The 24,989-nt window shown below is 49.1% G+C and carries 20 protein-coding genes; 7 read left to right on the plus strand and 13 right to left on the minus strand.

The window, feature by feature from the left end:
• Positions 1–249 precede the first annotated feature (249 nt).
• From MHB82_RS28145 to MHB82_RS28155, 3 genes are all read right to left on the minus strand, one after another.
• The gene (locus MHB82_RS28145) at positions 250–1,188 is read right to left on the minus strand and encodes a nucleoside hydrolase (protein ID WP_341176379.1); all 939 of its coding nucleotides are present in this window, start codon (positions 1,186–1,188) and stop codon (positions 250–252) included.
• Between the two features lie 99 nt (positions 1,189–1,287).
• On the minus strand, positions 1,288–2,358 hold the full coding sequence (locus MHB82_RS28150) for an ABC transporter substrate-binding protein (RefSeq protein WP_095360327.1): 1,071 nt from the start codon (positions 2,356–2,358) through the stop codon (positions 1,288–1,290).
• A 237-nt stretch (positions 2,359–2,595) separates the two neighbouring features.
• Complete coding sequence (locus tag MHB82_RS28155) at positions 2,596–2,940, minus strand: Na-translocating system protein MpsC family protein (RefSeq protein WP_095290982.1); 345 nt, start codon at positions 2,938–2,940, stop codon at positions 2,596–2,598.
• 359 nt (positions 2,941–3,299) lie between these two features.
• On the opposite strand from MHB82_RS28155, the gene MHB82_RS28160 reads away from it, so the two are divergent.
• Positions 3,300–4,208 (plus strand): hypothetical protein, encoded by a 909-nt coding sequence (locus MHB82_RS28160; RefSeq protein ID WP_341176380.1) that lies wholly within the window; start codon positions 3,300–3,302, stop codon positions 4,206–4,208.
• A 259-nt stretch (positions 4,209–4,467) separates the two neighbouring features.
• Positions 4,468–5,208, plus strand: coding sequence for a DUF3105 domain-containing protein (locus tag MHB82_RS28165; RefSeq protein WP_341176381.1), 741 nt, complete (start codon positions 4,468–4,470; stop codon positions 5,206–5,208).
• A gap of 178 nt (positions 5,209–5,386) precedes the next feature.
• Here MHB82_RS28165 and MHB82_RS28170 read toward each other — a convergent pair whose 3' ends face one another.
• Both MHB82_RS28170 and MHB82_RS28175 read right to left on the minus strand, forming a co-directional pair.
• On the minus strand, positions 5,387–6,340 hold the full coding sequence (locus tag MHB82_RS28170; RefSeq protein ID WP_095290977.1) for a nucleoside hydrolase: 954 nt from the start codon (positions 6,338–6,340) through the stop codon (positions 5,387–5,389).
• A 232-nt stretch (positions 6,341–6,572) separates the two neighbouring features.
• Entirely contained in the window at positions 6,573–8,807 is a 2,235-nt protein-coding gene (locus MHB82_RS28175) for an MMPL family transporter (RefSeq protein ID WP_110758510.1), read from the minus strand.
• A 175-nt stretch (positions 8,808–8,982) separates the two neighbouring features.
• On the opposite strand from MHB82_RS28175, the gene MHB82_RS28180 reads away from it, so the two are divergent.
• The gene (locus MHB82_RS28180) at positions 8,983–9,606 is read left to right on the plus strand and encodes a TetR/AcrR family transcriptional regulator (RefSeq protein WP_341176382.1); all 624 of its coding nucleotides are present in this window, start codon (positions 8,983–8,985) and stop codon (positions 9,604–9,606) included.
• Between the two features lie 25 nt (positions 9,607–9,631).
• Positions 9,632–10,234 (plus strand): GNAT family N-acetyltransferase, encoded by a 603-nt coding sequence (locus tag MHB82_RS28185; protein ID WP_341176383.1) that lies wholly within the window; start codon positions 9,632–9,634, stop codon positions 10,232–10,234.
• 26 nt (positions 10,235–10,260) lie between these two features.
• Here MHB82_RS28185 and MHB82_RS28190 read toward each other — a convergent pair whose 3' ends face one another.
• Both MHB82_RS28190 and MHB82_RS28195 read right to left on the minus strand, forming a co-directional pair.
• Positions 10,261–11,157, minus strand: a complete 897-nt coding sequence (locus MHB82_RS28190) for a diacylglycerol/lipid kinase family protein (protein ID WP_095360102.1) — start codon at positions 11,155–11,157, stop codon at positions 10,261–10,263.
• Positions 11,158–11,264: 107 nt separating this feature from the next.
• Positions 11,265–12,476 (minus strand): serpin family protein, encoded by a 1,212-nt coding sequence (locus tag MHB82_RS28195; protein ID WP_341176384.1) that lies wholly within the window; start codon positions 12,474–12,476, stop codon positions 11,265–11,267.
• 278 nt (positions 12,477–12,754) lie between these two features.
• Between MHB82_RS28195 and MHB82_RS28200 the strand changes: the two genes are divergently transcribed.
• Positions 12,755–13,348, plus strand: coding sequence for a hypothetical protein (locus MHB82_RS28200; RefSeq protein ID WP_095360104.1), 594 nt, complete (start codon positions 12,755–12,757; stop codon positions 13,346–13,348).
• A gap of 103 nt (positions 13,349–13,451) precedes the next feature.
• Here the strand turns inward: MHB82_RS28200 and MHB82_RS28205 are convergent, their stop codons facing one another.
• The 4 genes from MHB82_RS28205 to uxaC all read right to left on the minus strand — a co-directional run bounded on the left by MHB82_RS28205 (position 13,452) and on the right by uxaC (position 19,223).
• On the minus strand, positions 13,452–15,335 hold the full coding sequence (locus MHB82_RS28205; protein ID WP_095360105.1) for an ABC transporter ATP-binding protein: 1,884 nt from the start codon (positions 15,333–15,335) through the stop codon (positions 13,452–13,454).
• On the minus strand, positions 15,332–17,059 hold the full coding sequence (locus MHB82_RS28210) for an ABC transporter ATP-binding protein (protein ID WP_095360106.1): 1,728 nt from the start codon (positions 17,057–17,059) through the stop codon (positions 15,332–15,334). Before MHB82_RS28210 ends, MHB82_RS28205 begins: the two co-directional genes overlap by 4 nt.
• Positions 17,056–17,598 (minus strand): MarR family winged helix-turn-helix transcriptional regulator, encoded by a 543-nt coding sequence (locus MHB82_RS28215; RefSeq protein WP_095360107.1) that lies wholly within the window; start codon positions 17,596–17,598, stop codon positions 17,056–17,058. Before MHB82_RS28215 ends, MHB82_RS28210 begins: the two co-directional genes overlap by 4 nt.
• Before the next feature lie 182 nt (positions 17,599–17,780).
• Entirely contained in the window at positions 17,781–19,223 is a 1,443-nt protein-coding gene (gene uxaC / locus MHB82_RS28220; RefSeq protein ID WP_110758504.1) for a glucuronate isomerase, read from the minus strand.
• Positions 19,224–19,426: 203 nt separating this feature from the next.
• Here uxaC and MHB82_RS28225 point away from each other — a divergent pair, with 203 nt between their 5' ends.
• Positions 19,427–20,176 (plus strand): MBL fold metallo-hydrolase, encoded by a 750-nt coding sequence (locus MHB82_RS28225; RefSeq protein WP_341176385.1) that lies wholly within the window; start codon positions 19,427–19,429, stop codon positions 20,174–20,176.
• Between the two features lie 209 nt (positions 20,177–20,385).
• Here MHB82_RS28225 and MHB82_RS28230 read toward each other — a convergent pair whose 3' ends face one another.
• Together MHB82_RS28230 and MHB82_RS28235 are read right to left on the minus strand one after the other, a co-directional pair.
• On the minus strand, positions 20,386–21,858 hold the full coding sequence (locus MHB82_RS28230) for an alpha-amylase (RefSeq protein ID WP_341176386.1): 1,473 nt from the start codon (positions 21,856–21,858) through the stop codon (positions 20,386–20,388).
• A 107-nt stretch (positions 21,859–21,965) separates the two neighbouring features.
• On the minus strand, positions 21,966–24,311 hold the full coding sequence (locus tag MHB82_RS28235) for an ATP-dependent DNA helicase (protein WP_341176387.1): 2,346 nt from the start codon (positions 24,309–24,311) through the stop codon (positions 21,966–21,968).
• Between the two features lie 135 nt (positions 24,312–24,446).
• On the opposite strand from MHB82_RS28235, the gene MHB82_RS28240 reads away from it, so the two are divergent.
• On the plus strand, positions 24,447–24,944 hold the full coding sequence (locus tag MHB82_RS28240; protein ID WP_095360112.1) for an antibiotic biosynthesis monooxygenase family protein: 498 nt from the start codon (positions 24,447–24,449) through the stop codon (positions 24,942–24,944).
• The last annotated feature ends 45 nt before the right edge of the window (positions 24,945–24,989 follow it).

Raw genomic sequence — 24,989 nt, forward strand, 5'->3', positions numbered from 1 at the left:
TGTATCGAAAGTTTAGATCATTTCAAAAACAAGTACTTACTATCTCTGCTTGGCAACCGTTCCGGTCCGAATCGTTCTTCCGATCGCTGTTATCCCCGGATTTCTTTGATTCTTAATTAAAGGTTAAAATCCGGGGATAAAGGCGAACACTGCGTTTCTTCAGAATCGATTTCGTCCCTCCACTATCAGCGAATCATATTAAGAACTAATTTTAAGACTGAGCCTAACTTTACTCACTGAATAGAGTAGCTACGCATTTAATGCGTTAATAAAAAGTTCAAGGAACGCTTCCGCGTCCACCGTTTCGCAGACAAGCGTGTTAGGCTGCTGGCCCAAACGGTTTTGAAAGTCACATACCATCTGGCCATCGCACAGGCGGCTGGCCGTTTCGACATCCACGTAATATGATTTGCGTCCTACCAGTTCGGGTGCAAGGGCAACGCCCACTGCCAGCGGATCATGCAGTGCGCAAGCCCGGATGCCGTTCATTTGTTCGTAACGGTTGATGTAAATCTCTGTGCTTTGAGCCACGTACGCGCGCAGCGCAGGATCTGTGAGACGTTCAATCGTAGCTTCATTCAGCAGCGTTTGACGCGTGACATCCAGGCCAACCTGCGTAAGCTTCTCAATGCCTGCATGCAGAACAATACGTGCAGCTTCCGGATCAGCGTACGTATTGTACTCTGCGGTCGGTGTAATATTGCCATGTCCACGAACAACGCCACCCATGAAGATCACTTCCTTCAATAAAGAAGGCAATTCTGGACACTTCAGCAAGGCAAGTGCCAGGTTGGTTAAAGGCGCAGTCATAATCAGCGTAAGTTCACCCGGATACAGCTTGGCTTGCTCTATAATATAGTCCGGCGCAAAACCCTCTTCCGCTTGCTTGGACACGGCCGGATCAGGCAGTGCTCCGCCCAATCCATCCTGTCCATGTACCCGATGTTCATAATGTGATTGTCGGGTGAGCGGACTGGCCGCTCCAGCAATCACTGGAATATCAGGCGCATCCGCCAGTTCAAGAATCTTGCATGTATTATCCGTTGCCTGCTGGAGCGATACGTTCCCGCAGACTGTGGTAATGCCGAGAATGTCCAGCTTCCGGCTCTTGACGGCCAGCAAAATGGCCAGCGCATCATCAATACCCGTATCCACATCCAAGATGATACGTTGTAACGCCTCACTCATACGTTCTCCACTCCTTACCATTGATCGTGCTTGCTGCAAAGGTTATTCATTTCGATAAGTCGCTATCTGTCTTTCTGATCTAGCTCTATTTAATGTTTCTTATTGTGCAATTTCACGGTTCCAACGATCCGTCCAAGCTTTCGCTTGTTGGTTCACGAATTCCATATCCAGCTTGTTCAGCTTCTCAACCACGTCAGCGCCATACGTCACGCCTTCTGCTTCTTCTGCAGTCAATTCAACCTTGGTATTTACCGGTGAATCCACTTTGGCTTTGGCGGACTTCGCTTGTACATCCTGGCTCAGCTGCCAGTTGATGAACTCTTCAGCCAGTTCTTTGTTTTTGCTGCCCTTCACGACGTTAATTGTATTCATGACTGCATATGCGCCTTCACTAGGTGCAACAAACTTCGCATTTGGCACAGCTGCTTTCAGATCTTTGAAGTACATTTCCATGATCGGTCCGCCTGCAATCTCTTCTTGCGAGAACATGTTCACGAACTCGGACGTTTGGCTGTAGAATTTAACGACATTGCCGCTCAATTCTTTCAGTTTCGTAAATGCCGCATCTTCATTAAATGTATCGTTTCCAGCTACGCGGGAAGCTGCATCCACGACCATTGGGCCTGCTGTTGCCGTAATATTCGGGATCGTCAGGTTGTTCTCGAATGCCGGATCCCACAGATCACTCCATGAAGTCACTTCTTTGGAAACGAGGTCAGGATTGTAGGCAATTCCGAGCTGTCCAACCGTGTAAGCCGGGCCATAATCTTCGCCAAGTGGTGCTTTGGCAATATCGTAAATATCATTAACATTCGGAATTTTGGAACGATCGATTTTCTCAAACAGACCTTCATCGATACCTTGTTGTGCATAGTAGTCGGAGAGGTAAATGACATCAACATTCGATGTACCTTGACGGATTTTGTTCAGACGCTCAGCGTTGTTGCCGACTTCAAGCACGATGTCCACATTATGTTCTTTTTCGAATGGACCAAATACTTCTTCATTGAAGAAATCTTCGGAGAAGCCCCAAGTGGAGATCACCAGTTTGTTCGCTGCTGTTCCCTCGCTGCCTGATCCACCTGTCGCATCATCCGTGCTGCTGCCGCAACCTGCAAGTAATACCGATGTCATTGCCACTGCTGCCAAACCGCTAACCCACTTTTTCATCATGATCCTGAATTCCTCCTGAAATGTGTGATGTGTATAAAAAAAACAAAAAGAAAAGCATTCTTGTAAGAACAAGAACACTTTTCTTCGTAAACAAAGGAAAGCGACACCCGCTGCCGGTACATCATTGGTTTCTGCTTCAGAATCAATCCGAAGACTAGACGCCATCATATGAAATTGTTGGGGACGATATAATCGAAACGCACGCATGACCCGAATCGAACCAGTCGATCCACGTTATGCCTGTTCCAGAATGATATTCGTAATGGCCCACTGTGTGGACGCATCGTAATCCCTTAGTACAGCTTCAATTGGCAAACCCATGTGCTGCTCGAGCTTCTCCCGGAATTTCTTCTTATATAAGACAGACATGCGGAAGTCCACTTCCAGCTTCAAGCCGGGGGCCTCCCCTTCCAGGGCGTCAGAGCGTGGCGAACGTCGGTGCTTGGCAAAGAAGGTCACAATATTCTGATCCACGGTCACTCTCAGGAGAGTGGTACCGAAGCCGAATAGTTCCTTCGAAATTTCGTTGTAATACTGGCACATCTTTTTCTTACTTTCATTACTGTCCAGCAGTTCCATGAATTCACCTTCATCATTTACTACCGTACATTCGACGTGTTAACACGTTTGATTATACATAAATATGAGGTAGGAGGCAACCCAAAAGATATACTTAACATGCAAATAACACATAAAAGCGAACGATGACCAAAAAAACACCGAAATTCATATGCCAATTCCACTGTAAACGAAAACTCTCTACCTGATGACTTCCTATAATATTGTTGCTTGGAAAATCATTTTTGATACACCGTTCGTTTGATTTGGGAAATTACGGTTATTAATTACGCTGTAAACATAGACAAACTTCGGCACCAACCGTTAAAATGAGACAAAATGTCTATATTACTTCATATATGAAATTGGAGGCCCCTGTTATGAAATGCCCGGTATGCAATCATGAAAATGGAAATGCACATTACTGCGAGAGGTGTGGTACAGATCTGACTCAATCCCCATCTTCTTCTACCACTCCCCGTGACCACGAATCAGCAGCTGCTGCCCAATCGGAATATACACGTTGGTCCAGTACGCAAGCAGCACCTTCTTCATCCGTTCCATCCCGTACACCTTCTGCTCCAACACCTCATGACCAGACATATGGCAATTCCGGCCCGAATGACCACTCGACTGCAGGAGACACCAATCAGTGGAACAATGTCATGCAAAATGAGAAGGTGCAGCAAGCCAAAGAAGTCAGCAAACAGTACATATCCTATTTTCTTAGCGTCCTAGCCCGTCCTTACCAAACGATGAAAACTGTCGGCGATCAACACGCGCTGAACGGATTAATTACGATGGCTCTCATTGCAATCCTTTCCTCTACATACTTTTTGCTTACCTTCAGTCGCTTGGATATGGGTGGTTTATTCGTAGCCGGATTCATTCGCCCGCTGCTGTTTACCGCCATAATCCTAATTGTGGCCGTAGTACTAATCTACGCTGTATTGAAAATAGAGAAAGTTACGTTCAGGCCCAAAACGCTGGTAGCACAGTATGGTACCCTACTCGTTCCGTCTGTTGCATCGCTCGTACTCGCGAACTTATTTATCTTTATTTCATATCCGATCGCGATCTTCCTTCTGGTTGTTTCGTATGTCATTGTTTTTGCAGGCATGAATGCGGTGCTGTTCCAACATCCGCTCAATCGTACGAAGTCAGCCATCGACAGCATGTATACAGTCCTTATTGCCAACGTTGTTTTGCTCTACATTTTGTACCGTTTGCTCGCAGGCTCCATTCTTGGAATTCTGGGCATGATGCTTTCACCATTTGGTCGTTTGTAATCCGATTTTCATTTCAAAATTACATCTACGAAAAGACTCCTCTGCTTTGTTCAGAAGAGTCTTTTTTCGTTTCCCGATCCAGGATTGCACTGGCATCTTCGATACACTATAATGTGTAGTGCAAACCTTATGTTTGAATTTACGTACCGAGACAATTCAATGTCCTTTTGATGAGTAGTTCTCGGCGCACTTATACACTACATCATGTAGTGTTATTAAGGACATTTCCATTTTCGAAAAGAAAGAAGAGGATCAATCGATGAATCACGATATGAATCACATGCAAATGAACCAGGCAGGAACATCCTATCTGTGGCTCGTTGTAGGGGCAGTCCTGCTGCTGCTATCCATCGCAGCTTATATTCTAGCTTCGCGTACACAGGGCAAAGTACTCAGTCATATGAAGAAGGATGAACGAGCCACCATCAAAAAGAAAAGCCGCTCCATCCGGCTGGCTGCACACGCATTGCTCGGCGTCTCTGTCATAATCCTTATTCTGTTCTTCACGCAAGGTGCATTCGACAAATATGACGTGGTTGATCTTAACGCTAATGCCAACATTGAAGTAACGGATGACCCTTACTATGGTGCAGAACATACGAAAGACCCTATTGATTACGACATGACTATTCCCACTTCAGGGCCTCATAACCCACATGACATCAAGTTTGGCTTTTACACCGATTTCCCGGGATATCCTTATCTTGTTCACAATCTGGAGCATGGCGATATCATCATCTATTATCGGGAGAACGCCAGTGACGAACTGAAGGAGCACCTGAAATATCTGACCAAGTTCCGTGAGGCCGGGGCCGGTATACTGGCTGTACCAAACAAGGATATTCCAGAGGGCAGTGAAGTCGTCGTGACGGCCTGGACCAAAACGATGAAGCTGAACACCTTCGACGATGCCAAAGTCGGTACATTTATTAACCGGTACATTAACCAGGGACCTGAGAAAATCCCTCCTTCTATTCGCCAAGGTGGCGGAACGATGTAATCGTTGATGCTCCATTACACGTCGAATCCTGGATTCACGGAGAACGCAATGACACGCAGCTATGTTTGTGTGATTAAAAAAAGCCGCACGGCAGCACCCGGGAGAAATCCCGGGCGCTCTGCCTGCGGCTTTTTTTATGATCTTCTAATAGCAGAAGACAACGCTGTGGTTGTCTGGATTAGTAGCGCTGCGGAGCAGCCTTTTTACCCAGATCGGTCATATAAGTAAAGAATGCATCCGGATCCGTATCGTACACCAGCTGCACAGGACGTCCGTCCGCTTGCTCTACCGTACGGCCCTGGCTTGGACCATCCGGAATTACGATGCAGTTCACGGTTTTCTTCTTCACGATATCTTCGCGACCAACGGAAGCTGTTGTCAGCACGTCCCACAGATAATATGTGGAGTTTGTTTCACTGTACACCAGTGGCGGGCATCCTGCGTAACAGTTTCCGAGGAAGTCCACGCCTTCGAAGCGGCGCTCTGCTGCCCAGCGATTACGCACAGCAGGTGTAAGAGGTACTTTGTTTGTGCTCTCCAGCGCAACCAGGTCAATCTGGATGCCGCTTTCCCATACGCGGTAAGCCGCTTCCGGATCCCAGAATACGTTCCATTCGGCTGTGCCGTCATGCTCAGGCTCTTCCACGTTTCCTTTTTCGAACGTACCGCCCATCCACACCAGCTTGTCGATTTTCTCTTCAATGTCTGGTGCTTCGTCAAGTGCACGTGCGAGGTCCGTCAGTGGGCCTGTGAACAAAAGAAGTGTTTTGCCTTCCGTGTTACGTACCTTCTCAATCAGGTGCTGGTGAGCCGGAACAGCTGACAAAGGCGCTTCCATTTTGCCAGATTCGTTCAGTATAGGTAGTGCATCTACATAGAAGGAGTGCAATCTCCACGCTGCAGGAAACGGATTTTTACCTCTGGAGTTGGATTTCGATACTTCGACGGAATATGTACCGAAGCGATCAATAATCTTACGGCTGGCATCCGTCGCTGGCTCCAAATATCCGTCTGCCGGAATAACCGATACACCTGTAACTTTTACATTATCCATCTGCAGAAGCATGAACAGCGATACGAGGTCATCCACGCCGCCGTCATGGTTAAAATACACATTAAGTTGGTTCGTCATTACTTACTTTCATCCTTCCCCTGGTTGTCCCATTGATGTACTTTCATCCGTCAGCCCCTGGACCAACGTTCCCTCTATTATGTCCCAAAACCCTGTTATACGTAAACCATCCCCTCAGAGTTGCCATAAAAATGCGGGCAGTGCTGTTGTTCGCACTGCCCGCATCTTCTAAACCCATGCACTGCTCATCGAGGGTGGAATGGATCCATCCTGGCTGAATTCGGACTTCAAATTACATGGAGGAGGACGTTTGCTTCTCTCTTGCTTCCTCGGCGACAGGCTTGTATTTGCCTGGCCAGAATGCCCATTTGCCCAACAAGGCTGTAATGGCCGGTACCATGAATGGACGAACAAGGAATGTATCGAGCAGCACACCCGCTGCCGTAATAATTCCGAACTGCACCAATACCTGAATAGGCAGTGTTGCCAGCACGGCAAACGTACCTGCAAGAATCAGACCTGCGGAAGTAATAACAGAACCTGTCTCGCCTACACCTTCCTTGATCGCTTGGCGTAAAGGCATCGTTTTGCGTTTCTGCCAGATACTTGAGATCATGAAGATGTTATAGTCCTCACCGAGTGCTACCAGGAATACGAATGAATACAGCGGAATCGCACCCTGAATGGCATCTGCACCCAAGCCATAATGGATGATAAGCCATCCGAGACCCAGGGCCGAGAAATAGGAGAGCACCACTGTTGCAATCAGATACGCCGTCGCTACAACAGAGCGCAGGTATAACAAAAGCAGCAGTGTAATCATGCCGATGACAACAGGGATAATGATGCTCGCATCCCGCTCTCCGGTTACTTCGATGTCGTACTGCTCCGCAGTCTGACCATCAATCCAGACGTGACTGTCCACACTGGTAATTCCTGCGTCAGTTAATGCCTGCTCAGCCGTCGCCCGCAAGTCCGGAATATGCTGCATGGCCTCCATGGAGTATGGATTCAAGTTAAACTCGACATCATAGGCGGTGATGTTGGCATTCTCAGCACCCTGCTGGGCTTCACCTACCTTACTTACATAATCCAATGCTTCGAGACGCTGCTTCAGATCGGTTTCCTTGCCCTCTGAATCTATAATGACCTTGGCTGGAGCCAATTCGCCTTCGGAAAACTGTTCCCCAATGACCGTAAATCCTTCACGTGAAGGTACGTCTTCCGGGAAGGAAGACAGCAGGTCATACGTAAATTTGATCTGGCTGGAGAAGGCAGCCAGTCCACCGAGCAGTACCAGCGTAATGGCCAGTACAGTCCATGGTTTGGTGATGACTGTGCGACCAATCCAGCTTTCCTTGATTTTGCGCGGAGCCGGAGCTGGTTTGCCTTTTCTCTTGGCACGCTCCACTTCCATTTCGTGCGTACGTGGTACGAACGGGTAGAATGATCCTCGCCCGAAGATGGCAAGCAGTGCCGGAACCAGCGTCAAGCTGGCAATAAACATGATGAAAATGGACAAACTGAATGGAACAGCAAAACGGTGATATGCACCGTACTCAGCCAGCAGCAGCACGAGCAGGGCTGCAACGACTGTGAATCCACTCATGGCGATCGCACCTGATGATCCGGTGATGGCCTGGAACAACGCCTTCTTTTTGTCCGGCTCATGATAGAGAATCTGGCGGAATCTGGAGATCATGAACAGGCAGTAGTCCGTACCCGCTCCGAACAATAATACGGTCATGATGGAAATGGACTGTGCATCAACCGTAATCCAGCCCTGATCCGCCATGAAGCCGAGTATCGGACTCGTGACCATGTAGGCGAAACCAACCGCAATAATGGGGATGATCGCCAGTACCGGAGAACGGTAGATTAGCAGCAGGAGTACCAGAACAAGTACCACCGTTGCGATCAACAGGGATACGTCGGCCGATGAAAATAGTCCGCTCGCGTCAATGGATATCCCTACAGGTCCGGTGACCCGTGCAGTTAAAGCACTGGCATCATCTATAGCGACATCAAACGGATTGGAGCCAAAAATGTCCTCCGTTTTCTGCTCGACCGCCTCAATGCCTTCCTTCAATTGTTCAGAGTCTGCTCCTTCATTGAAGAAAAGCGGCATAACCAGCGTACTTCCGTCTTCCGACAGCTGGCCTTGAATCGCCTGTGGCGGCAATTGATACAATGGCACAACCGCTTGCTGCTGCTCTACCGGATCCTGATCCAGCCGCTCGGTCAGCGCCTGAATCTGTTCGATCTGCTGGTCTGTCAGCCCGCCGGCTTGATGCCAAACAATTAATGCAGGGAGGCCTTCTCCACCCGGAAACTCCCGCTGGGCAATCGCAGCTGCCTGTACGGACGGCTTGGAATCACTCAGGTCTTGTGCGTTATTCGTCTCGCGCTCGCCTACGGCTGGCCACACCACGCCGAGTACAACCGCAATAATAATCCATACTAACAGTGTAATCCATTTGGTTCGTTTGCCCGCAACCCAGCGGCCGTAGCCCGATCCTTCTTGCATCGTTTCTTCATCTCCTGTTCTGTTTCTATGAAACCGTATTGTATATGAATTGTAGAAATGAACCACGGGTCATAGTATAATCGAGTTAATTATATATACCGTAAGGTTAATTTTGCAATACTAATTTTTTGAACACTTTATGCCAAGATAATTTTTATGTAAAGAGGTATGCCGCATGACTAAAAAAACTACGCCTTCCCGGTCACCAGGAAGACCAAAAGCAGGTACCGATCAGACATCAGTCCAGTCCAAGATACTAATGACTGCTTCGCAGTTATTTATGGAATATGGTTATGAACCCGTCTCTCTACAGCAGATTGCCACACTATGTCATGTGACCAAGGCGTCCATCTATTATCACTTTTCCAGCAAACCGGAGCTCTTCACTGTCGCCATAACGCGTATGATGGCCATGGGCCAGCAGCAGACGGCACTTCGTTTGGAAGAGCCCGGATCCTTGCAGCAGCGGCTGGAGAATGTTGCTGCAGCCAAAATGCAGCAGTCCCATGTGGACACGGAAACAATGATGCGTGAAGCTGAATCCTATCTCAATGCCGACCAGCTTGCGCAGATCCGTGAAGCCGAGACTCAGATCTTCGATGTTCTCGCCACACATTTTAAGCGGGAGATGGACAGCGGCTATTTGCGCTCTGCGAACCCTATGCTGCTCGCCCAAGCATTCACATCCCTGCTCATGCTCGCGAACAGGGAGGATGTGCGCAGCATGCATGGAAGCATTGAAGACTTGGCTCATGAGCTGGTTTCCTTATTTCTGGAGGGTGCCGTTCAGCGAAAGTGATGTATACTTTAAGGAGGTATCACGAATGTCCCAACCAACATCATCCCCACGTGTTCCCCGTCTGCTCGAGACAGAACGCATCTATCTTCGTCCGTTTGAGACGACGGATGTCAATGACTACTTTCCAGGTCTGTTTGACCCTGAGATGCGAAAACTTACTGGAACACAGAACAGCTTTACCCGTACACAGGTGGAACGCTTTGTCGAGAACGCAGGTCAGGACGATTCCCGGCTCATGCTGCTCATCGCCTTACAGGAAAATGATCAGCTCATCGGCGAGGTTGTCCTCATGGACATGCACGCCAAGAACCGCAGTGCACACCTGCGAATAGGAATCGATCGTGCGGAGCACCAAGGCAAGGGCTATGGCAGCGAGGCGTTGCTGTTGATGCTTGATTACGGCTTTGGCATTTGCAACCTGCATCGAATTGAGCTCGAGGTGTATGCCTTCAATGAGCGAGCCGTTCGTACCTATGAGAAGCTGGGCTTCCAGCGCGAAGGTATCCGAAGAGATGCACTGTACTACAACCATCAATATCATGATGCCATTCTCATGAGTATGTTGGAGCATGAATTCCGTGAGCGGCATGCCCCAGGGCAGATGACAGGCCCTGCGCAGCAGGGGTAATTTATATAAAAAAACCGGAGAAGTGCTTAGTAAACATCTCCGGTCAAAAACGTCAGATGACCCGCCAGCACCGACAGCTCGGCGGGTGTCTTCATGTACAATTCGCCATCCGTATCAACGGGCATGGGAGCATCCGTCTCCAGCAGCAGGGTTGACGCCTTGAAGTAACTGATGCTTTCATTCTGTGGCTGCCACTCTCCCTCCGGTTTGTGCGACAGGATCTCTCGCAGCAGCGGAATGCCCGTCTCATGAATAATGAGGATATCCAGTTCACCGTCCTGCAGCGCATCTGGCGCAAATGGAAGTGAATTCGTTCCAAGAAACCGTCCGTTCGCCGCGTAGATCATGACGGCTTCCCCTTCCATCGTTTTGCCGTCTGCCTCCATCCGGTAATGAAAAGGCTCGGTATTACTAATGGTCTGCAATGTGCTGATGAAATAGCTCAGCTTACCCAGCGTACCCTTCAGGTTGGAGTTAATATTCTGCGATGTATCACTGATTAATCCAATGCCGAAAAAGTTCGTGAATACCCGGTCATTGGCCCGTCCAATGTCGATCGAAACAGCATGACCTTCAAGCAGCTGACGTGCCGCAACCTCCACATCCGGTGACAATCCGAGAGAACGTGCAAAATCATTACAGGTCCCCCCAGGCAAAATCCCGATCAGCGGCGGGTTCTGCAGACTCGCCAGTCCATTCACGCATTCATGCACCGTACCGTCCCCACCCAAAATAAAAACGACATCGAACTGTTCCCCGCGATCCCGGCACAAGGCTTCCCCCTCTCCGGGTTCGTCCGTGCGTACAACAACAAGCTCACCAACAGCAGGTGCTAGTACCCCGGTTGCAGTACCTACAGCATCTGCACGATTTGCTTTTCCGGCATGATTGTGATGAATTAACAACGCTTTGTTAAATGTCATCGCTCTCTTCCTCCATTCTAATGCTTGTTTACCCTTTAGCCGTCAAGGTTGAAGCAGTAGCGATATGATTTGGGTAGAGCCAATACTTCTAACTTACAGCTAAAATGTCAGTGGGAAGCGACCTGTTCAGGTTGCTGAATGGCTCCAGCGAAAACCCATGCTCCAGTTGAATCATCTACCAAAGCAACCATGAATGGACGATTAACCTCCATCTTGACACGATCCGTAGGTGGAGCACTCCCAGCTCTCATCTCCAACAGTGTAGAAGCAGCCGCTACGGTTCCTTGCTCACTCACTTCCATCACAGCTCGGTGGATAATTTGTCCAATATAGGCCTGCCAGTCCGGTCCACGCGGGATCATTTTTGTAAAATCAGCAGCATACGGATCAAAGGCCTTCTCTATCCCAAGCTGCTGCATGGCTTCTTTTAAATGAACTCCATACTCGGATCGAAAACGGGGCAAAGACAAGTCTACCAACCTGAAGTCAGATGTTTCATTCAACTTTTGGGGATGATCCTCCAGCTGCTGCTGGATTTCTTCCAACGTATGACCTTCCCGGGGCAATACAACCAGCATATACATTTGTCCATCCCCATAGGGAAGCCGAATAGCCTGCCAATCCTCATTTTCCGTGTAATGAAACTGCTCCGATTGATGCATCATCGGCACAGACATCGTGCTTCCGTTTGCAAGCCGGAAATCGCTGTCCTTGGTATGCTCAGGTTGAAATTCATTCATCCAATTGCCGTCAAATGCTATGGCATTCACGAGAATCATGAGTGTTTCCGCTGCAGGCGGTTTCTGCATCATTTGAGGGATCATGCCACGAGTATGCTTTTCCACCCAACGATTAATCTCATCCTTGGCCTGTTCGGGTTGTGCATGTAATGACCCCATTTCGGCTTCAAATGTTTGCCGTAGTTTCGCTTTATACTCATTTTCTACCTTGATTCCATTCTTAATCCACACCGCATTGGCAATCTGCATCTCTATTCCAGAGCCAGGATGCATTAATAATTGATGCAGTGCGGCATCCGCAGTATTTAACTGCCTATCATCCCATTCCGACCAACCCATCGCTTCTGCCATTTCCCGCCTTGTTTCTCCCTCACTTCCAAGGTATGCCATACCCATAGCTACTGCGATACTGTAAGGAGAGATCAGCAGATTCTTCGCTCTCGATTCCTCCTGCGCTCCAAGCTCTCTGATCAGCTGCAGCCCCAATCTGTTCATCGCCTCAATTTGTTTCGGCTCGATTTTCTTCAGAAGTGCATTCTGTTCTTCAGCGGATAATTCCTGATTGGTACTGGATTCCACCTTGTCCTTCCCCTCCTGTGCTGAACAGCTTGTAATGAACAGCCAACATACACAACATAATAACAGGTGTACATATAACCGTGTATGCATCGTAATCCCCTCACATCCGTAATAAATAGAAATCGTACATGGCCAATGAGTATTTTCCTTTTTTTACTAAACGCATGGTAGAGGGAAAAGGTTACTTCACGCTCAATATTCAGCCCCACGGGGGAAACGCCATTCAAAAGGAGTTAAATCGGTTATATCTTTACCATATACGAATGGAGGGATTTCCTATGATTCCGGCAACGTTGGAACAATTGGAGCAAGTCCGCAAGGAATGCCGCACGATGGTCCGCAAGAGAGCAACCGCTTCTGCTGGTACTACACTTGTCCCTTTACCTGGTACAGACGTACTGGCTGATGTGGGGATGCTTATGCAGCTATTGCCTGCCATTAACAATAAATTCGGATTGTCGCAAAAACAGCTCGACGGCATGGATCCTGAAACCAAATCCATGATTTACGGATTCGTCATGTCCATCGGAAGCAAAGTCATCGGCCGCATGGTAACGAAGGAACTTGTCGTTCAGGTACTGAAACGGGTCGGAGTACGCGTAGCCACTAAATCCGTTGCCAAGTTCGTTCCACTTGCAGGCCAAGGTCTAGCCGCAGCTCTCAGCTTCACAGCCATGCGTTATGTGGGTAACAAACATGTCGATGACTGTTATGAGGTCGTGAAACGCATGCTTGAACAGCGTGAGCAAATTCCGGGCGAACCCGCCCCGTCAGCTCTTCAAGAAGCGAACACGGACGCAAAGTCCGAAGAGAAGGCCGATTCCCGTGATGACGCAGATCGTACAGCTGTGGTGGAATCCAAAGACAAGTAATTCATTTCAACTTTGCGGCAAAATGGATGCTGCCCAACAAATAAGCCGGGCTCCCAACAAGGGAGTCCGGCTTATTTTCATATCATTATATGCATCGTTTCAATTAGATCGCCTGGGGCTGCTGCTCAGCAAACTGGCTGTTGTACAGATCCGCATAGAATCCTTGCTGTGCCATCAATTCCTCATGATTGCCCTGTTCAATCACATTACCGTGATCCATGACAAGGATGAGATCCGCCCCACGAATGGTAGACAAGCGGTGAGCAATGACGAAGCTGGTACGATCCTTCATCAGGTCATTCATTGCTTTCTGAATAAATACCTCAGTCCGGGTATCCACGCTGCTTGTTGCTTCATCCAGAATAAGAATGGACGGATTCGCCAAGATGGCTCTTGCAATTGTCAACAGCTGTTTCTGTCCCTGAGAGATGTTGGATGCTTCTTCGTTCAGCACGGTATCATAGCCATCCGGCAGCGTACGGATAAAGTGATCGGCATGGGCTGCATCTGCCGCCTTAACCACTTCTGCTTCGGTTGCACCCTCACGTCCATACGCGATGTTGTCCCGAATGGTTCCGTTAAACAGCCATGTATCCTGAAGCACCATTCCGAACAGACTGCGCAGCTTGCCGCGTTCCATGTCCCGGATATCAATACCATCAATCGTGATTTTTCCATCCTGAATTTCGTAGAAACGCATCAACAGGTTGATCAGTGTCGTCTTACCGGCGCCGGTTGGTCCTACGATGGCTACGGTTTGACCCGGCTTAACATCAATGTTCATATTTTTGATAAGCAGTTCATCCGGTTTATATCCAAAATTAACGCCTTGGAACGCAACCGCTCCTTTGGGTTGCTGTATTTGCAGAGGCTGTTTTGACTCAGGAACCTCTTCCTCTTCATCCAGCAGTTCGAACACCCGCTCCGCCGAAGCGATAGTGGACTGAATGATATTGGAGATGTTGGCAATCTGGTTAATCGGTTGTGTGAATTGACGAGAGTACTGCGTGAACGCCAGAATATCCCCGATCGAGATGGCGCCACGTGTAACAAAGATCCCGCCGACCACGCAGATCAAAACATAACCCAGGTTACCGACAAAGCTCATGAGCGGCATGATGATCCCTGAGATAAACTGAGCCTTCCAGCCCGATTCATACAGCTCTTCATTCACTTTCTCGAATTGCTGCACCGACTGTTCTTCGCGTCCAAATGCTTTTACGACCTTGTGTCCGGTGTACATCTCCTCGACATGTCCGTTCAGCTCACCCAGTGATTTCTGCTGTCCCGCGAAATGCTTTTGTGAACGGGATGCCACCAGCATCACAACGATTACACTGAGTGGCAGCGTCAAAATGGTGATCAGTGTCATCCATGGACTAATCGTCAGCATCATGATAATTACGCCGACAATGGTTACGACAGAAGTAATAAACTGGGCCAAACTCTGCTGAAGCGTATTACTGATGTTGTCCACATCATTGGTCGCCCGGCTGAGCGTCTCCCCGTGAGTGCGGGAGTCAAAGTATTTCAGTGGCAGCCGGCCCACTTTGGCGCTGATCTGCTCACGCATGTCATAAACCACTCGCTGAGCAACGCCAGCCATCAGGTATTGCTGAATATACATAAATGCTGCACTGAACAGGTACAATCCCAGGAGCAGATACAACACTTTCATTAATGCAGGAAAATCAATACCCGCGCCCTGTATCCCCTGTAGAATGGCGATGGCGCCTTGGCTCAGTATATCGGTTCCTTCAGCCATAACCTTCGGACTGATAATACTGAACACGGTACTGAGAATCGCTGCGACAAGCACACCAAGCAGACGATAACGGTGTGGCTGGAGATACTGAATCAGCCGCCGCAGTGTACCTTTGAAGTCCTTCGGCTTCTCGCCCGGAGGACGCATGCCCATACCGCCACCAGGGTGACCTGGTCCGCCGGAACGTGGTGCTCTGCTTTTATGTTCGGTACGTTCACTCATGCGATCTCCTCCTCTGTCAGCTGGGATGATACGATCTCGCGGTACACTTCATTGTTCGCGAGCAGTTCCTTATGGGTACCGGAACCAACAATGCGTCCTTCATCCATAACCAGAATGCGATCTGCATCCATAACTGTACTTACTCGCTGTGCAACAATCAGTACCGCCGCTTCGGTCGTTTCAGATTTCAGCGCAGCACGAAGTTTGGCATCTGTTTTGAAATCCAAAGCGGAGAAGCTGTCGTCGAAAATATACACTTCCGGGCGACGAACCAGTGCGCGTGCAATGGACAAACGCTGTTTCTGTCCACCAGAAACGTTATTACCACCTTGAGCAATAAGACTGTCATACCCGTCTTTCATCTCGGAAATGAAGTTCTCGGCCTGAGCAGTCCGGGCTGCTTGAACGATCTCCTCCATCGAGGCATCTTCTTTCCCGTGTCGGATATTCTCCGCAATCGTTCCCGTGAAGAGGACTGCCTTTTGTGGCACAAAGCCAATTTTCGCTCGTAAATCTTCCTGACTAATCTCACGTACATCCGTACCGTTAACCCGCACACTGCCTTCTGTTACATCATAGAAACGGGGAATAAGGCTGAGCAGCGTGGATTTCCCTGATCCTGTACCGCCAATAATGGCTGTGGTCTCTCCGGGACGGGCCGTAAACGAAATACCCGACAATGCCGCATTCTCTGCTCCCGGATATCGGAAGGTAACATTGTCGAATTCAATGGTGCCCTGCAGGGATTTCATGCCACGAGGCTGCTCTGGATCACTAAGATCAGGCTGCATATCCAGTACTTCGTTAATCCGTTCTGCGGATGCAGAAGCTCTTGGAATCATGACAAAAATAATGGAAACCATAATCAGTGAGAACATGATCTGCATCGCATACTGGATAAACGCAATCAGGGAACCAATATTCATGTTTCCACTGTCTATTCGCTGTCCTCCGAAGTATAGAATGGCGATCATGGAGAAGTTCATGACAAGCATCATGACAGGCATCAATGTTGCCATAAGAACGTTAACTTTAATAGAAGCATCTCTCAGATCCGTATTTGCTCCGTTAAAACGAACGCGTTCATGTTCTCCGCGGTTGAAAGAACGAACAACACGAATACCTGTCAATTGCTCACGCAGAACCAAGTTCAGTCGGTCCAGCTTCTTTTGGATTTGTTTAAATAGCGGCAGACCCTTGGCCCCAATCAGTGCAATAGCACCAGCCAGTACAGGCAGCACGACCAGGAAGATCGTAGACAACTTGGCGTCCTGGGATACAGCCATGAAGATACCACCGATACACATCATCGGAGCCATGATCATCATGCGCAGCATCATCGTTAATACGTTCTGAACCTGTGTAATGTCATTCGTTGTACGAGTAATCAGTGATGCGGTACCGAGCTTATCAAATTCCTGCAGCGAGAAATTCTCCACATGGCGGAAAACCCGGCTGCGCAGCTGCTTGGCGAATCCGCCTGCTGTACGGGAAGACAAGTAACTGGCCAATACGGAACACGCTGTGCCCCCAATGGCAATGACCAGCATCCAGCCGCCAATTTGCCAGATGTACGGAACATCACCTTTGACGATACCATCATTGACGATATCCGCCATCAAGGTTGGCAGGTACAGCTCGGCGAGCGATTGCAGCAATACCAGACCCAAAATGAAGATAATGGGGATTTGATAAGGCTTGAGCATGCGAAACAATTTCATCATGGCGTGTCATCTCCTTCTGTTGAATGCCCCTTTTGCTGGGAAGCGAGCGAGTCAAAAAAGCTATATACTTTCGTCAGCAGCTCGGCTAACTGGGTACTGTCTTCCTCTCCCAGATGCTCAACCAATCTGTTGAATATCTGCATGCGCTCTTCATGAGCAGCCCGAATAATATCACGGCCTGCTTCCGTAATCGTAATACGCACGGCACGGCGGTCATCGGGGTCCATGGTTCGCTTGACCAGCCCCTCGTCCTCAAGTCCACGAATGACTGGGGTAATCGTCGGTGATTTTACTCGCAGCAGCGCACTGATCTCCGATACTTTCAGTCCTGGATGATCTTCATTCAATTCGCTGTTGAAATCAGGGGGATTATCTCGCCAATCCAGACGCTCTCCCGGATGTGAACCGTGGAGCAAACAGGCCAATACCATAATTTCATTATGGTTGCGCCCGTGGGGTTTATGCTGTCTCCATTTGCCTTTATTAAACTGCATGATGGAATACAGCAGCTTCTGGGCCACTGGATCCAGACCTGTCATATAGGGTTCCTCCTTTTTACATTCTCATTGAATTCTCAATTAACATAGGATCACTATTAAATAGTACATCAATTAATTAGGTATCCTAATTATATTTTCGTCAGCGGTGGAAGTCAAATAGGTAAATGACACCACAAAAAAACCGCGGCAGATCGCCACGGTTTCGAAAAATTCTATGTTTATTAGGACTGCGAAGCAGATACTTTTTTGAGGGAAGCCGAGAATGGGAAATACTCCTTGGCATTGTTGTAGGCAATGCCCTGAACCATCTGTCCGAGCAATTCCATATCATGCGGTGCCTCTCCTTGCTCCACCCATTCCCCGATCAGATTGCAGACCAGACGGCGGAAATATTCGTGTCTTGTATAGGAGAGGAAGCTGCGAGAGTCCGTCAGCATCCCCACAAAACGGCTCAGCAAACCGACGTTGGCCAGTGCTCTCATCTGAGCGAGCATGCCATCCTTGGTATCGTTGAACCACCATGCTGCGCCAAGCTGAATTTTGCCAGGTATACCGCCACCCTGGAAGCTGCCGACAATGGCAGCCAGCACTTCATTATCACGCGGATTCAATGAATATAGAATGGTTTTGGGCAGTGCCTTCTCCTGCTCCAGTGCGTCCAGCAGACCGATCATCGCAGAAGAGAGCGGTGTATCATTCACCGCATCATATCCGGTATCCGGTCCAAGCTGAGCGAACATCCGGCTGTTATTGTTACGGGCTGCATTCATATGGAACTGCATCACCCAGCCCCGCTCCGCATATAGCTTGCCCAGGAATGTCAGTGTAACGGTCTTATACTTATTCTCTTCCTCACGGCTTACTTGATGACCTGCGAGTGCTTTGGCAAAAATGGCTGCCGCTTCTTCTCGTGTTGCCCTGCCATATGGCACATAGTCCAGTGCATGGTCGGAAACTCTGCCACCTACGGAATGGAAAAACTCCACCCGGGATTCCAGCGCAGAGAGGAATGAATCATAATCCGAGATTGCTGTACCCGAAGCCTGAGACAGCTTGCTCACCCATTCGATGAAGGTATCCCGATTCAGTTCAAGCCCTTTATCCGGACGGAAAGAAGGCAGCACAGCTGTATCAAAGCCTTCGATTTCCTGAATCTTCAAATGGTATTCCAGTGAATCACAAGGATCATCGGTCGTGCACACAACCGTGACATTGGATTTCGTAATCAGGTCACGTGCGCCAAATCCTTCACTGTTCAGCTTGGCATTTACCTTTTCCCAGATTCCTGGAGCACTGCTCTCATTCAACACTTCATATACCCCGAAGTACCGCTGCAGCTCCAGGTGGGACCATGCATATAACGGGTTGCCGATCATCATGGGTACCGTTTTGGCATAAGCCAGGAAGCGATCGTAATCGGTCACGCCCTCACCACCTGTGATGTACTGCTCTTCGATACCGTTTGCCCGCATTAGCCGCCACTTGTAGTGATCCCCGTACAACCAGGCTTCCGTAATATTGCCAAACGTCTTGTTCTCGTAGATCTCCTGTGGACTGAGATGGCAGTGATAGTCAATAATCGGCATGTCCTTGGCGTAATCCTCATATAACTTGACGGCCGTCTCATTGTGCAGCAAAAATTGTTCATCCAAAAAAGACTTCATTCGCTTCGCACGCTCCCTTTGGGTGAGTTTACGTTCATATGGGTACACTTCCCATCTTTACGCTACACTGTTTCCTATCAAAGTTCAATAAAAAATGATAGCGTATTCAAAAAAGGTTGATTTAGGCATATGCCCCCGAACAAGATATACTGGTTTTAATGAACGATATGCTGATCTGAAGATCATACAAGGAGATGAAATCGTTGAAAATTACATTTCTGGGCACAGGGGACATGTTCAGCGTAGAGCAGCATCACAACAGCATGCTCGCCGAATTTGGTGGCACGCACCTGGTCATTGATTTTCCGGAATCGAATGCCAAAGCGCTCAAAGAGGTCGGGTTCCCCATGACTGATATCCATAATGTATTTATCACACATTTGCATGAAGACCACATTAACGGTGTACAGATGCTAGGATACTATTCGCAAATTGTGGGTGACCGCAAACCGCGCCTGTTTATCCACGAACAGCTGGTCGAGCCGCTATGGAGCATCTTATCTCCAGGCATGCGCTACACCACCGATGGCGAGCGTACAATGAGCGATTATTATGATATCGTTTCACTGCCGGATGGTGGCACATTCGAACTGGGCGGTGTGACGTTTGAGACATTCCGTACACAGCACGTTCCGGGCATGGTCAGCAATGGTATTGTTGCGAAGCCCTACTTCTACTACAGTGCAGATAGCACGCTGGATCAGGAACGGGTAGAACAGGCTGCCGCAGATGTGCAGCTGATTTTCCATGAATGCCATATGCATGATTTGGTGATCAAATCCCATACCTCGCTGAAGGACCTGGAACAGCTTCCTGCGGAAGTACGGCAAAAGACCGTCTTAATGCATTATCATGACGAATATGCAGATGCAAGTACCCGGGAACGGTTCAACCACGAGCATGACCTGCGCATGGTCGGTACACTGGAATCGTTTGAGCTGGATGAGAAATAAGGTAAGTATAGGATGCTTCGAGTAGTTTCAGGAGCTGAAGCACCGTTCTACTAGAAGATGAGGTGGCCTTCGTTCACGTTCCCAAATGGAGCCGAATAGAGGCTGCCTTCATTAGCACAATAATAAAAGCTGGACCCAGCAGAAAAACCACCTGCAGGCATTCCGTCGCCATTTCAGGTGGTTTAGTTGTCTTTATTTATATCCCGATCTTACTCATTCACACTCTCGTCATCAGGCAAAGCCCATACGGATAAACCTCCGCCACACACATGGAACGTAGCCCAACCGTCCTTCTCAATGGTGATACTATCCTCGCAGCTGTGCGTCAGATCGGTCCATACTTCACCTGCACGATGTTCGCCGACAAACATTCGTTTCTCGCCATCATCCCCGTTCGAGACCACCACCGCGCAACCGGAGCCCTCGATTTCTTCCACGCCGCGGCGTACCCATCCAATGGTATTGGGATGGTCGAAATAATCCTCCTGCTCGCCATAAGCTTTGTTATAACGTGCAGATAGCAGGATATCCAGAATCTCCTTTTTACCCTCAACAGGCTCGGGGCCACCAATACCATAATAATCTCCGTAAAAGACGACCGGATACCCATCACGACGCAACAGGGTCAATGCATACGCGCTGGGTTTAAACCAGTCCCCAATCCACGATTCCAGTGCTTCATGCGGCTGGGAATCATGATTATCGACAAACGTTACAGCATGCGTTGGGTGTGTCTGAACGAGCGTATCATCGAAGATTTTGGACAGGTCGAAGTCTCTGCCTGCCAGTGATGCCTCATGCAGCTTGTAGTGAAGGGACACATCGAACAGATCGATCTGATAATCCACCGTATCCAGGAATTGACGGCAGGCATCAAGATTGGAATTCCAGAACTCCCCTACGATGTAGAAGTCCTGCCCCCGCTTGCGAATCATCTCTGCTGCAAATTCCTTGATGAATTCATGGTTAATATGCTTGATCGCATCCAGGCGGAAACCACTGCATTGCAACGTGTCGATCAGCCATTTTCCCCATTGGAGCATCTCCTTGCGGACGTCCGGGTGATTGTAGTCGATATTGGCAAACATCAGGTAATCATAGTTGCCGAACTCGTCATCGACATTCTGATTCCATTTCTTGTTCTCTCCTGCGATGCGGAATATGCCGCTCCGTTCTGTCTTGGCATCAAAGTCCGTACCGTTAAAGTGCTCGGATGTCCACTTGAAGGACGAGTATTGGTCGCCACGACCCGGAAACGTAAATTTGGTCCAGCCTTCGATCTCGAACGGTTTAGATATATCCTTCGTCCGGTCGTTAGGGTCAACTTCGATGACTTTGAACACTTCCTTCTCGTCGGCACCTGCCTTGTGGTTCATCACCAGGTCGACATAGACGGCAACACCGTTTTTCTGACACTCGGCAATGGCATCCACCAATTCCTGTTTGGTACCGTACTTCGTCCGCACACTGCCCTTCTGGTCGAACTCCCCGAGATCGTACAGATCATAGACACCATATCCGGTATCCTCCGGGGTAATAGCTTTGGTCACAGGGGGCACCCATACCGAATCAATGCCTTTGGCTTTCAGCTCCGGAGCCATTTGGGCCAGTCGTTTCCAATGCTTACCGTCTGCAGCCAAATGCCATTCAAAAAACTGCATCATCGTATGATTTCTTTTCATCAAAAACCGACCTCCTTGATTGCTTTCGAAGCGGACGTTGGAACGGATATGTATTCGCCCTTGTTCGTTCGTTTGCTATCCAAGTAATACCCTTTTTGGCCTATGCTTCAATCACCTGCAGAGAAGTTTCCGGTTGAAGGCGAGATGCGCTTGTAGTCCAGCCACTCCTCGGGCAGAAGGGAACGATACGGCTCCTGGGTGAACCGATCATCCACCAATACGAGTACGCCCGTATCCTCTTCTGTCCGAATCAGCCTGCCGCCTGCCTGCAGCACCTTGTTCATCCCCGGAAAAACATAAGCATAATTGAAGCCATTGCGTCCTGAGCGGTCAAAATAGTCACGAAGCACGTTGTTTTCCAGTCCAATCTGCGGAAGCCCTGCACCAACCACAACAACCCCATTGAGACGATCTCCCGGCAGATCCACCCCTTCTGAAAATACGCCGCCCATCACGGCAAATACGAGCCTGGTTCGTACCGGATGCGGCTGGAATGCATTCAGGAATGCCTCCCTTTCCAACTCATTCATGCCTTGTTCCTGCATGACCGTATCGGCCTCACCAGGAAGCTGCATGTAGGTCTCGTAGACTTCACGCATATACGGATATGAAGGGAAAAAGACAAGCAGGTTGCTCCGCGGCCACTCGGATACGAGCTGATGCAGCATGTTAGCAATCGGCTGCCTGGAACGCTGTCGGTCCTTGTAGCGAATGGACAAGGGAAGCAGCCTTACATCCAATTGTTCCCGCTGAAAGGGTGAAGGGATACGCAACGTGTAGTCCTCTTCCTCCGCACCAAGCATGTCCCGGTAATAACCCAGTGGTGACAAGGTTGCCGAGAAATGAATGATGGAACGGAACCCCTTCGCTGTCTGACGGAGCAGCACGGATGGATCAAGACAGAACAGCTTCACTCTCACTTCGCTTCGCACACATTCAGCATACGTGACGAATCGTTCATCATACAGCTTGGCGATACGCAGAAAGTTCTGGGCTGTGAAGTAGGCATCCAGCAGCAGTTGATCCGTCTCGGGATTTCCCGAACCGCCTTCCACAAGATTCTGCTCCGCTACCATGACAAAGGGCTCCAGCAATTCAATCAGTTCCTCCGGTGCCTCCTGCTGCAGCAGCTTGCCCTCTTCTCCTCCATTTTTGCGCAGGGTGATCAGGTACTTATCGATAGCTCCCGCATGGTCTGTAATGGCCTTCGCAGCAGCGACACTGCTGCCCAGCGTCTTAAACTCCCTTTTGACATCCAGAAAAACAGCCTTCTCCAGCTCAGCGGAGAACATCATGCGGCCGCGATCGACCAGATTATGCGCCTCATCGACCAGCAGAACCGTCTTGCGTTTCTGCTCCTCCAGCATGCGTTTGAGGGAAATACGCGGGTCGAAAATGTAGTTATAGTCACAGATGACTGCATCGGCCGCATATGCCGCATCCAGTGAAAATTCGAACGGACACACCCGGTGCTTGCGAGCATACTGTTCAATGACTGGGCGTGTCATCAATGTTTCATGCTCCAGCATATCCAGCACTGCCCCATTAATGCGATCATAATACCCTTCACACATGCCGCACTGTCCGGTATCACAAGCTTCCTCTTCCTTGAAGCAGATCTTGTCCTTGGCAGTCAAACTGATCACGTGCATGTTCAGCCCTTCCGCCTGCATTCTGGCAAAAGCCTCTTCTGCGGCAACACGAGTCGTCGTTCTTGCCGTAAGGTAGAACAATCGACTGGCTTCGCCTTCACCAATTGCCTTCACTGCAGGAAATAAGACGGACATTGTTTTCCCAATTCCGGTCGGTGCCTTGGCCATCAGTCCCTTGCCTTCACGGATAGTCTGATATACTGCGCCTGCCAGCTTGCGCTGCCCTTCCCGATATTTGCGAAAGGGAAACGGCAGTTCTTTAACAGTGACATCCCGCTTCTCTTCATATGCAGCAATCATCTCGGCATAAGGAGCATATCCGGCAATGACCTCAGCAGCAAATTGCTCAAGCTCCTCACGTTCGAGCATCCGCCGATATCTTCTCTCCTGACTATTCACGGTCTGCACATAGGTAAGCTGTACTTGCATTCTTGGCTCATCATGCTGAACGGCATACATATATGCATACATGATGGCCTGCGCCCAGTGGACCGGAAGTCCGTCGCCCAGATCATCCAGGTTGCCGGCTGTATATTTGATCTCATCCACAGTCAGCTGACCCTCCAGACGAATCAGACCGTCACATCGCCCTTCCACTACATAGATCAGGTCCCCGTGCTGGATTTCAGCTTCAAGCACAACTTCTTTCAGATCTTCTTCCGTATAGTCCTTTTGCACCCGCTGGTGAATTCGGGTTCCCTCCTGCATGGATGCATTGGAGCGGAATCCAGGACGAATACTGCCGCTGCGATATACATATTCAACCAAAGGCCTGACTGATATTCGAATGGTATTTGTCATACGATCACCCGTTCTGTTTTAGTCTTTCTACTTTATCATGAAAAGACCTGGCCAAACCAGCCATTCGGCAGATTGGACTCGTCCCTCCCCATATGCTATGTTGAAGAGGAACGTACATTTAAGGAGGCAGATTCCATGTATATTTATTTGGTTCCTTCCCCGATTCCGGACGTGCTCGCTGCATATCCGCACCTGACCTTGCGGAGCGAAGAACAGGTTCGTCTTGCCATCGAAACGTCTGAACGTCTGCTTCATATTGAGTCAGATGACAGCATAGCCGCATATGAGGCATTTGATGCCGCAGGCTCCTGGACAGGTGGCAGCTTTGCGGTTTTGAATAATATCCCGGTGACGGAAGACGGCCGTGGTGACTTCGAGGATCGGTTCAAAAACCGTGCACGCAAAGTGGAGGACGAGCCAGGTTTTGTCGGTATCCGTGTGCTCCGTCCCCTGAAAGATGATACGTATGTTGTACTTACCCTGTGGGAGTCAGAGGATCACTTCAAAAGCTGGCAGCAGTCTCAGGCCTATAATCATGCCCACCGCAATCGCAGTACAAGTGAGGGGCTGACCGCACAGAAACCAGCCATGTTCCCAAGAGCCTCTTATGTCACGACATATACGATAGAATAATGGGTAGCCTGACAGACTCAAGCGCCCCATTACTTTTTCAGCAGA

Origin of the sequence: Paenibacillus sp. FSL K6-2862 (genome assembly GCF_038005125.1) — a bacterium.
Lineage (GTDB): Bacteria > Bacillota > Bacilli > Paenibacillales > Paenibacillaceae > Paenibacillus > Paenibacillus illinoisensis_A.